The 12,496-nt window shown below is 71.2% G+C and carries 12 protein-coding genes; 3 read left to right on the top strand and 9 right to left on the bottom strand.

Annotated features, from left to right (window positions below):
• Positions 1 to 188 precede the first annotated feature (188 nt).
• The 9 genes from ABD841_RS09000 to eat form a co-directional block, all read right to left on the bottom strand.
• Positions 189 to 1,916, bottom strand: coding sequence for an ABC transporter ATP-binding protein (locus ABD841_RS09000; protein WP_344969685.1), 1,728 nt, complete (start codon positions 1,914 to 1,916; stop codon positions 189 to 191).
• Positions 1,917 to 2,410: 494 nt separating this feature from the next.
• On the bottom strand, positions 2,411 to 3,631 hold the full coding sequence (locus ABD841_RS08995; protein WP_344969683.1) for a beta-ketoacyl-[acyl-carrier-protein] synthase family protein: 1,221 nt from the start codon (positions 3,629 to 3,631) through the stop codon (positions 2,411 to 2,413).
• The gene (locus ABD841_RS08990; protein ID WP_344969682.1) at positions 3,628 to 3,876 is read right to left on the bottom strand and encodes an acyl carrier protein; all 249 of its coding nucleotides are present in this window, start codon (positions 3,874 to 3,876) and stop codon (positions 3,628 to 3,630) included. The genes ABD841_RS08995 and ABD841_RS08990 overlap by 4 nt, the downstream gene beginning before the upstream one ends.
• Before the next feature lie 281 nt (positions 3,877 to 4,157).
• Entirely contained in the window at positions 4,158 to 4,355 is a 198-nt protein-coding gene (locus ABD841_RS08985) for a hypothetical protein (RefSeq protein ID WP_344969680.1), read from the bottom strand.
• A 135-nt stretch (positions 4,356 to 4,490) separates the two neighbouring features.
• On the bottom strand, positions 4,491 to 5,177 hold the full coding sequence (locus ABD841_RS08980) for a nucleotidyl transferase AbiEii/AbiGii toxin family protein (protein ID WP_344969678.1): 687 nt from the start codon (positions 5,175 to 5,177) through the stop codon (positions 4,491 to 4,493).
• Positions 5,174 to 5,497 (bottom strand): hypothetical protein, encoded by a 324-nt coding sequence (locus ABD841_RS08975; RefSeq protein ID WP_344969677.1) that lies wholly within the window; start codon positions 5,495 to 5,497, stop codon positions 5,174 to 5,176. The genes ABD841_RS08980 and ABD841_RS08975 overlap by 4 nt, the downstream gene beginning before the upstream one ends.
• A 24-nt stretch (positions 5,498 to 5,521) precedes the next feature.
• On the bottom strand, positions 5,522 to 6,313 hold the full coding sequence (locus tag ABD841_RS08970; RefSeq protein WP_344969675.1) for a hypothetical protein: 792 nt from the start codon (positions 6,311 to 6,313) through the stop codon (positions 5,522 to 5,524).
• Between the two features lie 93 nt (positions 6,314 to 6,406).
• Complete coding sequence (locus ABD841_RS08965) at positions 6,407 to 7,129, bottom strand: FadR/GntR family transcriptional regulator (protein WP_344969673.1); 723 nt, start codon at positions 7,127 to 7,129, stop codon at positions 6,407 to 6,409.
• Between the two features lie 74 nt (positions 7,130 to 7,203).
• On the bottom strand, positions 7,204 to 8,652 hold the full coding sequence (gene eat, locus ABD841_RS08960; RefSeq protein ID WP_344969671.1) for an ethanolamine permease: 1,449 nt from the start codon (positions 8,650 to 8,652) through the stop codon (positions 7,204 to 7,206).
• Between the two features lie 253 nt (positions 8,653 to 8,905).
• On the opposite strand from eat, the gene ABD841_RS08955 reads away from it, so the two are divergent.
• From ABD841_RS08955 to ABD841_RS08945, 3 genes are read left to right on the top strand one after another with little or no spacing between them, the layout of a single operon-like run.
• Positions 8,906 to 10,267 carry a glutamine synthetase family protein gene (locus tag ABD841_RS08955; protein ID WP_344969670.1) on the top strand — a complete coding sequence of 454 codons (1,362 nt, stop codon included), beginning with the start codon at positions 8,906 to 8,908 and terminating at the stop codon, positions 10,265 to 10,267.
• A 2-nt stretch (positions 10,268 to 10,269) separates the two neighbouring features.
• Positions 10,270 to 11,616 (top strand): aldehyde dehydrogenase family protein, encoded by a 1,347-nt coding sequence (locus ABD841_RS08950; protein WP_344969668.1) that lies wholly within the window; start codon positions 10,270 to 10,272, stop codon positions 11,614 to 11,616.
• A 4-nt stretch (positions 11,617 to 11,620) separates the two neighbouring features.
• Entirely contained in the window at positions 11,621 to 12,385 is a 765-nt protein-coding gene (locus ABD841_RS08945; RefSeq protein ID WP_344969666.1) for a 3-oxoacyl-ACP reductase, read from the top strand.
• Positions 12,386 to 12,496: the final 111 nt, after the last annotated feature.

The raw sequence follows: 12,496 nt of genomic DNA, 5'->3' as shown, positions 1-12,496 counted from the left end.
CGAAGGAGAGGCTCCGCACAGGCGGGAATGCCCGGTCCGCCGGAGGACGAACCAACCCACCGACCCAATGTCCGAATTATTCCAATATGGTCGGTAGTAATTTGCGGGATCTAGCCCGAAATGCGGGGATGCGTTGGCCCCGGGGAGGATCAGAGACCGGATCGGGGCCGCGGCGGGCGGGGCCGGGGTCAGGCCGGAAGCAGGAACTGGGTGGCCGCCAGCTCCCGGTAGAGGGTGTCGTCGGCCAGCAGTTCCTCGTGGGTGCCGACGGCCCGCACCCGGCCCGCCTCCATCACCACGATCCGGTCGGCGCCGGTGACGGTGGAGAGACGATGCGCGATCACCAGCACGGTCGTCTCCTTCGCCACCTCGGCGACCACTTCCCGCAGCCGCAGCTCGTTGACCGCGTCGAGCTGGGAGGTGGCCTCGTCGAGCAGCAGCAGGCGCGGGCTGCGCAGCAGGGCCCGCGCGATGGCGACCCGCTGACGCTCCCCGCCGGAGAGCATGATCCCGCGATGGCCGACCCGGGTGTCCAGGCCCTCGGGGAGCCGGGCGACCAGATCCTCCAGGCGGGTGCGCGTGAGCACCCGCGCGATGTCGTCCTCCGCGGCGTCCGGCGCGGCGAAGACGAGGTTCTCCCGGAGCGTGCCGTCGAGCACCGGCGCGTCCTGCTCGACGTAGCCGAGACAGGCGCGAAGCTCGGCCAGCGGCCAGTCACGGATGTCGCGGCCGTCGACCGCGATCGTCCCGCCCTGGTGGTCGTAGAAGCGTTCGAGCAGGGCGAAGACCGTCGACTTGCCCGCGCCGGACGGTCCCACCAGGGCGGTCAGCCCACCGGCCGGCACCTCGAAGGAGACGCCGTCGTGGATGACGGGCCGGTCGTCGCCGTAGCGGAAGGCCACCTTCTCGAAGACGACCCCCGCGGGGGTCCGGCCGACCCGGTGGACCGCCACGGTGGTCTCCTCCCCGGGCAGCTCCTCGATCTCGCGGATGCGCTTGACCGCGGCCAGGCCGTTCTGCACCTGGGTGAACCCCTGGACCAGCTGGCCGATGGGGGCGACCAGGTAGAACAGGTACAGCAGGAACGCGATCAGAGAGGAGACCTCCAGCGAGCCGGCGGCGACCCGCGCACCGCCCACCCCGAGCACGGCGACGAAGGCGAGCTGGGCGGAGACCCACGCCGAGACGCCCGCGACGGAGGTCAGCCAGGCGACCGCGATCCCCCTGTCACGCGCCTCGCGGGCCGCGTCGTCCACGGCGGCGATCTCCCGGTCCTCGGCGCCGCTGGCCTTGACCGTGCGGAACGCCTGGAGCGTCCGGTCGAGCACCGCGCCCATCTCGCCCACCGCGACCTGCGCCTGGATCGAGGCGCGCTGGATGCGCGGCATGATCAGCCCCACCATCCCGCCGACCAGGACCAGCACCCCCAGCGTGATGAGCAGCAGCATCCCGTCGATGACCGCCATCAGCACCATGGCGCCGACCAGCATGAACAGCGAGCTGACCGTCTCGACCACCCCGTTGGTGAACACCGCCCGCAGGAGCGTGGTGTCGGAGGTCACCCGGGACATCAGGTCACCGGGCTTGAGCCGGTCGACCTCGGAGACCCGCAGCCGCAGCATCCGCGCGACCAGGTTCCGGCGCGCGGCGAAGACGATGCCCTCGCCCATCCGCTCCAGCACGTAGCCGCCCAGCGCGCCGATCGCGGCGCTCGCGAGCACGGCCGCGGTCAGGCCGAGCACCGGGCCGAGCAGGGAGCGCTGCTCGCCGAAGGCGTCGATCACCGTCTTGGCGAGCAGCGGCATGGCCAGCCCGGCCGCCGAGCCGATGAGGCTGAGCACCCCGCCGAGCATCAGGGCCTTCCGATGGGGCCGGATGTAGCCGAACAGCAACCGCCAGGACGCGGTCTCGGGCACGAGAACCTCCTCGGGGACGACGATGACCGGCCTCCGGCCGCCTCTCCTATGTACCGTGCGCAGCCCCGGACCGAGCGTCTCGCCCGATTTCATAGACGAAAGTCGATCACGTCAATATAGGTTGACACCATCGACATCGTCAACCGAGGTTGACATCAAGGGGTACCGGCCCGGCGACTCCGGCGCTTCCGGCATCGACTGCCGTCGCGCCGCCGACCGCGCACCGGCCGCAGGACACGGACGCCGGCCCCGCACACGCCACCCGTCGTCGCCCACCGGACACCGCCGCCCGGCCCGCACACGCCGCCTGACACGCACCAGACACCGCCGCCCCGGCCCGCACACACCACCGCCGCCCGGCACAGGGCACCGCCGCGCGGCACCGGACCCGCGCGGGAGTCGCCGAGGCCGTGCGGGCTCCGCCCGGACGGCGGGCTCCGCCCGGACGGCGGGCTCCGCCCGGACGGCGGGCTCCGCCCGGACCGTACGGGGGCTCAGGAACTCGGCGAGGGGGTGAGAACCAGACAGGCGTTGCTGCCGCCGAACCCGAAGGAGTTGGACAGGACCGGTGCGACGGGGATGGGGCGGGGCTTGCCGTGGACGATGTCGAGGAGGTCCGCCTCGGGGCCGCCGGTGAAGTTGGCGGTGGGGGGGACCAGTCCCTCCCGGGCCGAGAGCAGGGCGAGGACGGCCTCCAGCGCGCCCGCGCCGCCGACGAGGTGGCCGGTCACCCCCTTGGTCGAGGTCACCGGGGGTGTACGCCCGTCGAAGCAGGCGTGCAGGGCGGCGGCCTCGGCGCTGTCGTTGTGCGGGGTCGAGGTGCCGTGCGCGTTGACGTGGCCGACGTCGCCGGGGGCGAGCCCGGCGTCGCGCAGGGCCGCCCGCATGCAGTCGGCGGCGACGGAGCCGTCCTTGAGCGGCGTGACGATGTGGTCGGCGTCGCAGTTGGCCGCGTAGCCGCTGACCTCTCCGTACACGCGGGCGCCCCTGGCCTCGGCGAGGTCGGCGCGTTCGAGGACGAGGAAGGCCGCCCCCTCCCCCATGACGAAGCCGTCCCGGTCGGCGTCGAAGGGCCGGCACGCCTCCGCGGGCGCGTCCACCCGCTCCGACAGCGCGCCGACACGGGCGAAGGCGTGCATGGCGAGCGGCGACAGGAGCGCGTCCAGGCCCCCGGCCACGGCGGAGCCGATCGCGCCGGAGCGGATCGCGCGCAGCGCCTCGCCGATCGCGGTCGCCCCGCTGGCGCAGGCCGTGTTGACGGTGAGGCAGGGGCCGCGGAAGCCGTACCTGATGGCGATGCGCGAGGCGGTCGAACTGGACATCAGCGTCGGCACCGCGTACACCGGGACCTTCTCCCGGCCGAGCGTGTGCCCCACGATCAGGTTCTCCAGGGTGGCCAGCCCTCCGCCGCCGGTGCCCACGTAGACCCCGCAGGCCCCGGCGGGCGGCCCGCCCGCGTCGGCGACGGCGTCGGCCGCCGCGGCGAGGCCGATCTGGGAGGTGCGGTCGAGGGTCCGCAGCTCGCGGCCGGTGAAGTAGTCGAGCGGTTCGAAGGGTGCCAGCGGGCACCCGATCGGGATCGGCGCCCGCCCGCCGGCGAGCTCGGGGATCACGGTCGCGGACGACGTGCCCGCGAGCACCGCGGCGAAGGCGTCGCCGACCGTGTTGCCCGCCGGGCTCTTGACCCCCAGTCCGGTGACGACGACGCGCGTCACCGGGTCGCCAGCGCGGCGTGCAGGACACCCGCCATGTCGGCGACGGTCCGCGCCCCGGCGAAGTCACCCGGTTCGAGCTGGATGCCCAGCTTCTCCTCGATGATGACGGCGATCTCCACCCACTCCAGGCTGTCGATCTGGTGATCGGCGATGGTGGCCTCGGGCCTCACCTGATCACTCGGCACGCTCAGCACCTCGGCGATCGCCGACCGGACGACGGACGTGGCTGAATCGAGGCTTGTCATTCGCCCACCTTTGGAAAGATCGGTTCACTCGCGCCCCTGCAGAACTCCGGACTATAGCGAAACAGACATATGTTCTGTCTATGTACGAACAGGCGGAGTTCCCAGATTTTCTACTCATGAAGTGATGAGGAAGGCGTCGAGAAGTCACCCGGCGGAGAGCCGATCCGGAGTCGGCGTGGCAGTGGACAGGGAACCGGGGGCGCCGGCGCCCCGCCGATCCGGAGTCGGCCCGGGCGGGCCGATCGGCGGGACACCGGCATCCGGAGCGGGCCGCCGGGAGGTCAGCGGCGGCGCGCGCCGTACTCCCTGCGCATCTCGGCCACGGCGTCGAGGATCTCGTCCTGAGTCCTCAGCAGCCTGGCCTCGGCCTCCTCGGTCCGGGCCGCGGCCACCATCCGGCGGTCGCCCAGCCGGCGGCCCAGCCTCCTCTTGACCCCGGCCCTCATCTCGCGCAGGTTGAGCTTGTCGAACAGACCCACGATCCACACTCCTTCGGGAGGGAGGACCGTCAGCTTCCCGCGAACCGGCCGGATATGCGTCACGGAGATCATCCGGCTCCGGGGCCGGCGGGCGGCGACCGCCCCTCCGGGGTCCCCGGAGCGGTCACCGGGGGTTCAGTCGAGGTCGGGGACGTCGTCGTACTCGATGTCGCCCTCCTCGGCCCGGCGGAGCCCGATGTCCTCCACCCAGGCGCAGGCGAACCGGCGGATCTCCATGATCCGCTCCTCGTCGAGGCCGTACGCCTCGAAGTCCTCGTCGGCGATCAGGTCGACGAACTCCAGGCGCATCACCAGCTCGGCGAGGGAGAACTCCTCGTTGTGCAGACGGGCGAGGTGCTCCAGTTCGCGGAAGCCGTACAGGTGGGAGACCGACGCGATGTCGATGACGTCGCGGGCGAGGCTGCGCTCGTGCAGGGCCCGCATCTTCAGGCCCACCGCGTCGTCCAGGGAGACGACGGAGACGTCTCCGACGATCACGGGCTGCCGCTGGAACGCCTCCCTGAGCAGGTCGAACTCGCAGCTCTGCCCGGTCACCGGGTCGCTGACCACCAGGCGGCCCATCCGGGGCGTCACGTCGACCAGGGTGACGTCCAGCCCGGCCGCCCGGAACACCTCGGCCACCCCGTGGGCGACCTCGGGCAGCGGCGTCTCGGCCGCGGTGGCGAAGTCGAGGTCGTCGCTCGGCCGGTCGGTGAGCCCGTGGGCGTTCATCGCGTACCCGCCGGCCAGCACCAGGCCGAACCTGGCGCAGACGGGCAGCGCGGCCTCCATCATCCGCTGCTGGAAAGGGGGCAGGATCACCGCGCGCACCCCAGTGCCGCGATCTTGCTCTCCCAGGCCCTGCGGTAGCTCGGGCCGATGCCCCGGCGCAGCGTCGGCCAGTCGGCGACGAGGAGCTCGGCGTTCAGGTACGACTCGGCGTCGGCCCGGCCGCCCCCGGTGATGACCGTGCGGTACAGGCTCATCCGCAGCCGCGGGTTCACCAGGTCGAACTCGGTGAGCCCGGACCAGCCGAGGTGGACGGGCAGGGCGACCACCCCCGTGGCCGGGCCGCGCAGGTCGTCCAGGGAGTCGGGGACGCGCCGCTCCACACCGTCCCAGCGGGACGGAAGCGTACTCACGTCTCCAAGTATGCCCCGCCCCGTTCACCGTTCCCGGGAGGCCGCCTCGCGGCGGGACCTGCGGCGGGTGGAGGGAAGGTCGTGGCGGCCGGAGACGAACTCCTGGAAGGCGATCTTGGCCTGGATCACCGGGCGGCGCCAGCGCTCCTCGCGGCGCTCGGCCCTGGCCATCTTGCGGGGCTGCGGGCGGCGCGAGCCCGGGGCGAAGAACCAGTGGGCCCAGGGCGACCCGGGACGGGCCAGCCGCAGCGCGCCGGGCACCAGGAGGATCGGGACGAACAACCCGACCAGCCCGGTCCAGATCTTGCCCTTGAGCAGGGTGATCACCGCGAGCGCGAGGTTGACCACGATGAGACCGGCCGTCAGCCACGCTCCCCGGGCGGTGCCGTCGGAGTTCTCCCAGCCCAGGGGGCGCAGGCCGAGCAGGAGCAGGCCGGTGACCGCGATGGCGACGAACACGGCGTCGACCGACGCGCGGCCCTCCTCCTCCCAGTAGACGTCGTGCAGGTGCAGGATCAGCGCGAACTCGTCGAGGACCAGGGCGGCGCCGACGCCGAAGACGGCCGCGGTCACGGCGTACCAGGTCTCCGAGACGCCCGCCACGATCAGGCCGGACACGCCGCCGAGCAGGGTCAGCACCACGCCGAACACCACGTGGTGGATGTGCATCTCCCCGATGTTGACGTTGCGGAACCAGCCGACCTTGGCGCGGATGAGCCGGACGTTGATCCGGGTGAAGACGAAGGCGACGATCAGCGCGACGAAGAAACAGAACAGCGGCAGCCGTCCTGTGTCCACGATGCGTTGCTGGAACATATCCCCCACAGCCTCCTCAGGCTATGCGAGAAACACCCGCGATCACGCGAAAAAACCCGTCACACGCGGGAACCCGCAGGTGAGGAGGGCGGACTAGGCGAGAAAACCCCGCAGGAGCGCCGCGGTCCCCTCCAGATGCTCCGTGACGGCCCGCCGGGCCGCGTCGGGGTCGCCCGTCAGGATGGCGGTGACGATCGCCTCGTGCTGGACCGCGGCGTGCTCGATGTTGCGCTGGAGCACCGGGATGGCGTTGAGCAGGTCGGTGACCCGGAGCCGGGCGTCGGCGCAGGCGGCGGCCAGCAGCGGGGAGCCGGTCAGCTCGGCGATGGCCAGGTGGAAGGCCGTGTCGAGGCGCCGGTAGTCGTCGGGGCCGGCGGAGTTGACCTCCTCCAGCCGCCGGCGCAGGGCTCTGCGCTGCGCCAGGGTCAGCTCGGCCCCGGCCAGCACCTGGGCGGCGCCGCACTCGACGGCCATCCGGAAGGTGAGCGCGTCGTCGAGGTCGGCGGTGCCCATGTCGGCCACCGCCCTGCGCAGGTCCTCGTGCTGCGCGGGGGCGGGCTGGTACGTCACGAACGCGCCGCCGTAACGGCCGCGCCGTACGTCGAGATAGCCCGCCTCCTGCAACGCCCTGATGGCCTCCCGCAGGGTGACGCGGCTGATTCCGAGCCTGGTGGCGAGCTCCCGCTCGGGAGGGAGCTTCTCGCCGTGGGCGACGGCGCCGAGCTTGATCACCTGAAGGAGCCGCTCGACGGTCTCCTCGAAAGCGTTGCCCGCGCGTACCGGGCGGAACGCGACCTCGAGGCCCGCTCCCCCCATGGTGCCGCCTTCCGTCGCTGTGGAGTTCCCCGATCACGCCCTCCTCACCGGGGAACTCCAAGCTTAATGAGCGCTCAGGCGAGTTCCGCCTCCGCGCGTTCGATCGCCTCGAACTCCTCCTCGGGCGCGTTGGCCACCAGCCTGTGCCGGCTGTAGAACCAGAAGTAGGCCAGGTGCGCGACGAAGATCCCGGCCGTGATGAGCGCGGCCTTGACGTCCACCAGGAAGGTGGCCACCACCGCGGCGAGGGCCAGCAGCAGCGCGACGCCGGTGGTGATCACGCCGCCCGGGGTCCGGTAGGGGCGTGGCATGTTCGGTTCGCGCCTGCGCAGCACGATGTGGGAGAGCATCATCAGGACGTAGGAGACCGTGGCGCCGAACACCGCGATCTGGATGAGCAGGTCGCCGTCCATCGTGATCGCGGCCAGGAGGAAACCGATGGTCGCGGGGAGGATCAGGGCCAGGTACGGGGTGTGGCGGCGGCCGGTCACCGAGAGCCAGCGGGGCAGGTATCCGGCCCGCGACAGGGCGAACAGCTGCCGGGAGTAGGCGTAGATGATGGAGAAGAAGCTCGCGATCAGACCGGCGAGGCCGACGTAGTTGACGAAGCCGGCCAGGAGGTTGTCGCCGCCGTAAGCCTGCCGGACCGCCTCGGGGAGGGGGTTGCCCGACTCCTTGAGCGCGTCGGATCCGGCTCCGCCGGGCGCGGTCAGCAGGATCATGGCCGCGGTCAGCAGCAGCACGGTCATGCCCGCGATGATGCCCTTGGGCATGTCCTTCTTCGGGTCGCGCGCCTCCTCGGCGGCCAGCGGGACGCCCTCGATGGCGAGGAAGAACCAGATCGCGTAGACGAGTGCCGCCCACACGCCGAAAACCCCGAACGGCAGGAACGAACTGGCCCCGACCGCGTCCGTCATGGGGATGTCGAACAGCCTGGCCGCGTTGAACCTGGGGATCATCCCGATGACGAACACCACCAGCGCGGCCAGCGCCACGCCCGTGATCACGAACATCAGCCGCAGCGCCTCGCCGACGCCCCACAGGTGCACGCCGACGAAGACGACGTAGACCGCCAGGAACACCGGCCAGCCGCTCTTGAGCCCGAACAGCCCGAGCGCCTCCACGTAGCTGCCGATGAAGACGGCGATCGCGGCGGGTGCGATCGCGTACTCGATGAGGATCGCGGTCCCGGTCGCGAACCCGCCGAACGGGCCGAGGGCCCGGCGGGCGAAGCCGTACCCGGCCCCCGTGACCGGGATGCTGGAGGAGAGCTCGGCCAGGCCGAAGACCATGCAGGTGTACATCACGGCCATGAGGACGGTCGCGATCAGCAGACCGCCCCAGCCTCCCTGCGCGAGGCCGAAGTTCCAGCCGGCGAAGTCACCGGAGATCACGTAGGCCACGCCGAGGCCGGCCAGGAGGATCCACCCGGCCGTCCCGGATCTCAGCTGCCGCCGGTGCAGGTAGTCGGCGGTCACCTTCTCGTAGTCGACACCGTGAACATGCCGTTTGGCATCCACCATGCTTCCCACCCCCGGTGGCATCGGTCGGCCACCGACCTCAATGGTCTAAGGCCGAACCATAGGCGTTTTGCGTGATATTTCGCCTTATGTCCAGTTCACGTCAAGACGGCGCCGATGATGATCCTGCAAAGAACTCTCAAAACAGGACAGCAGTTGCCCGGCGCCCCATCGCAACCGATTGACATCCACCCCTTCCGGTGCTTGCATGCCCTCATTGGTCTGTTTCCAGACTTTTAAGGGAAGGAAGGCGCCCGTGACTCCGCACGCGCCGCTGACCGTCGAGCAACTCCGCGCGGACGCCGAGGCCGGGCGGATCGACACCGTCCTGCTGGCGATCGTCGACATGCAGGGCCGCCTCCAGGGGAAACGGCTGTCCGCCCGCTACTTCCTGGACGAGGTTCTGGAACACGCCTCCGAGGGCTGCAACTACCTGCTCGCGGTCGACGTCGACATGAACACGGTCGACGGCTACGCGATGTCGTCGTGGGAGCGGGGGTACGGCGACTTCGTGATGAAGCCCGACCTGTCCACCCTGCGCCGGATCCCCTGGCAGGAGGGCACCGCCCTGGTCATGGCCGACCTGACCTGGGAGGACGGCTCCGACGTCACCGCGTCTCCCCGGCAGATCCTGCGCCGGCAGCTCGCCCGGCTCGCCGAACGGGGCTGGGAGGCGTTCGTCGGCACCGAGCTGGAGTTCGTGGTCTACAACGACACCTACGAGGACGCCTGGCGCCGCGGCTATCGCGACCTGACCCCCGCCAACCTCTACAACGTCGACTACTCCATGCTCGGCACCGCCAGGATCGAGCCGCTGCTGCGCAGGATCAGGCTCGGCATGGAGGGCGCGGGGATGTACGTCGAGTCGGCCAAGGGCGAGTGCAACCTCGGCCAGCACGAGATCGCCTTCCGTTTCACCAGGGCCCTGGCCACCTGCGACAACCACGCCATCTACAAGAACGGCGCCAAGGAGATCGCCGCCCAGGAGGGCATGTCGATCACCTTCATGGCCAAGCCAAACCAGCGCGAGGGCAACTCCTGCCACATCCACATCTCCCTGCGGGCCGCCGACGGCGAGCCGGTGATGGCCGGGAGCGGCCCGCACGGGCTCTCCCCCGTCGGGGAGCGCTTCATCGCCGGGCAGCTCGCCCTCATGCGGGAGCTGACCCTGCTGTACGCCCCCAACATCAACTCCTACAAGCGGTACGTGCCGGGCAGCTTCGCCCCCACCGCGGTCAAGTGGGGCGTCGACAACAGGACGTGCGCGCTGCGCCTGGTCGGCCACGGGCCGTCGCTGCGGATCGAGAACCGGGTGCCCGGCGGCGACGTCAACCCGTACCTGGCGGTCTCGGCGCTGATCGCCGCCGGGCTGCACGGCATCGAGAACGAGCTGCCCCTGGAGGAGGCATTCACCGGGAACGCCTACGCTTCGGGCGCGGAGACCGTGCCCCACACGCTGCGTGGCGCGCTGGAGCTCTGGGAGGGGTCACAGCTCGCCAAGACCGCCTTCGGTGACGACGTCGTGGCGCACTACGCCAACAACGCCCGGGTCGAGCTGACCGCCTTCGAGGCCGCGGTCACCGACTGGGAGCTGCACCGAGGATTCGAACGGATGTGAGTATGAAGATCGTAAACCCGGCGACCGAAGAGGTGATCGCCGAGGTCGAAGCGGCGGACGCCGCAGAGGTCGGCCACGCGGTGGAGCGCGCCAGGCGGGCCTTCGCCGCCTGGCGGAAGGTCGGCCCCGGAGACCGGGCCCGCCTGCTGCGCCGCTTCGCGGCGCTGGTGCGGGAGCACGCCGAGGAACTCGCGCTGCTGGAGGTCGCCAACGCGGGGCACACGATCGGCAACGCCCGCTGGGAGGCGGGCAACGTCGCCGACGTGCTCGACTTCTACGCGGGGGCGCCGGAGCGCGACCACGGCAAGCAGATCCCGGTGCCCGGCGGGCTGGACGTCACCTTCCAGGAACCGCTGGGCGTCGTCGGCGTGATCGTGCCGTGGAACTTCCCGATGGTCATCATGACCTGGGGCCTGGCCCCGGCGCTGGCCGCGGGCAACACGGTGATCGTCAAGCCCGCCGAGTGGACCCCGCTGACCGCCCTGCGCCTGGCCGAGCTGGCCCTGGCCGCCGGCCTGCCCGAGGGGGTGTTCCAGGTCCTGCCCGGCACCGGTGAGGTGGCGGGCGCCCGGCTGGTCGAGCACCCCGGCGTGGCGAAGATCGTCTTCACCGGCTCGACCGAGGTGGGCAAGGAGATCGCGGCCAAGTGCGCGGGCCAGGTCAAGCGGATCACGCTGGAGCTGGGCGGCAAGAGCGCCAACGTGGTCTTCGCCGACGCCGACCTGGCGAAGGCCGCGGCGACCGCGCCGTACGCCGTGTTCGACAACGCGGGGCAGGACTGCTGCGCGCGCTCCCGCATCCTCGTCGAGCGCTCGGTCCACGACGAGTTCCTGGACCGCCTCGGGGAGGCCGTGCTGAAGGTCAGGGTCGGCGACCCGCGCGACGAGGGCATCGAGATGGGCCCGCTGATCAGCGCCGAGCACCGGGAGCGGGTGGCCTCCTTCGTCACCGAGCCGCCCCACCTGCAGGGGACGTGCCCCTCGGGGCCGGGCTTCTGGTTCCCCCCGACGGTGCTGACCCCGCGGTCGACCGACGACCGGGCGTTCACCGAGGAGATCTTCGGCCCGGTGGTGTCGGTGGTGCCGTTCGACGACGAGGCCGACGCCGTGCGGATCGCCAACGACACCCCGTACGGCCTCAGCGGGTCCATCTGGACGCGCGACGTCGGCCGGGCGCTCCGGGTGGCGCGGGCGGTCGAGGCGGGCAACCTCAGCGTCAACTCCCATTCGAGCGTCCGCTACTGGACGCCGTTCGGCGGTTTCAAGCAGTCCGGCCTCGGCCGCGAGCTGGGCCCCGACGCCCTGTCCGCGTTCACCGAGACCAAGAACGTCTTCATTTCCGAGGAGTAGATCTATGCGGCGTTTGCAGGACCGGGTGACCGTCGTCACCGGAGCCGGGAGCGGCATCGGCCTGGCCACCGTCCGCCGGTTCGCCGAGGAGGGCGCCCGCGTGGTGTGCGTGGACCTGGACGAGGCGACCGGCACCAAGGCCGCGGACGAGGTCGGCGGCCTGTTCGTGCAGGCCGACGTGACCGACGAGGACGACGTCGCCCGGGTGTTCCGGACGGCGTTCGAGACCTACGGGAGCGTCGACGTCGCCTTCAACAACGCGGGCATCTCACCGCCGGACGACGACTCGATCCTGGAGACCGGCCTCGACGCCTGGCGCCGGGTGCAGGAGGTCAACCTCACCTCGGTCTACCTGTGCTGCAAGCACGCCATCCCGTACATGCAGCGGCAGGGCAAGGGATCGATCGTCAACACCGCGTCCTTCGTCGCCGTGATGGGCTCGGCCACCAGCCAGATCTCCTACACCGCGTCCAAGGGCGGGGTGCTCGCCATGTCCCGCGAGCTGGGCGTCCAGTTCGCACGCGAGGGCATCCGGGTGAACGCCCTGTGCCCGGGTCCGGTGAACACGCCGCTGCTGCAGGAACTGTTCGCCAAGGACCCCGAGCGTGCCCAGCGCCGCCTGGTGCACATCCCGCTGGGCCGCTTCGCCGAGGCCTCGGAGATCGCCGCCGCGGTGGCGTTCCTCGCCTCGGACGACGCCAGCTTCATCACCGGGTCGCAGTTCCTCGTGGACGGCGGCATCTCCGGCGCGTACGTCACACCGCTGTAGCCGGTACCGTGCCGGGACGGGGACGAGACGGTCCCCGCCCGGCGCTCCACCCGGTTCACCCGGTTCACCCGGTTCACCCGGTTCACCCGGTTCACCCGGTTCACCCGGTTC

This window comes from Streptosporangium fragile, from assembly GCF_039534445.1.
GTDB lineage: Bacteria > Actinomycetota > Actinomycetes > Streptosporangiales > Streptosporangiaceae > Streptosporangium > Streptosporangium fragile.
The sequence above is the reverse complement of the archived record's forward strand: the minus strand, read 5'-3'. Positions and strand labels throughout refer to the sequence as shown.

Bases quoted from the DNA above. Each gene is read 5' to 3' on its own strand.
- ABD841_RS08990 (WP_344969682.1), bottom strand. From the start codon at position 3,876: ATGACAAGCCTCGATTCAGCCACGTCCGTCGTCCGGTCGGCGATCGCC.
- ABD841_RS08970 (WP_344969675.1), bottom strand. From the start codon at position 6,313: ATGTTCCAGCAACGCATCGTGGACACAGGACGGCTGCCGCTGTTCTGT.
- ABD841_RS08965 (WP_344969673.1), bottom strand. From the start codon at position 7,129: ATGGGGGGAGCGGGCCTCGAGGTCGCGTTCCGCCCGGTACGCGCGGGC.
- eat (WP_344969671.1), bottom strand. From the start codon at position 8,652: ATGGTGGATGCCAAACGGCATGTTCACGGTGTCGACTACGAGAAGGTG.
- ABD841_RS08950 (WP_344969668.1), top strand. From the start codon at position 10,270: ATGAAGATCGTAAACCCGGCGACCGAAGAGGTGATCGCCGAGGTCGAA.
- ABD841_RS08945 (WP_344969666.1), top strand. From the start codon at position 11,621: ATGCGGCGTTTGCAGGACCGGGTGACCGTCGTCACCGGAGCCGGGAGC.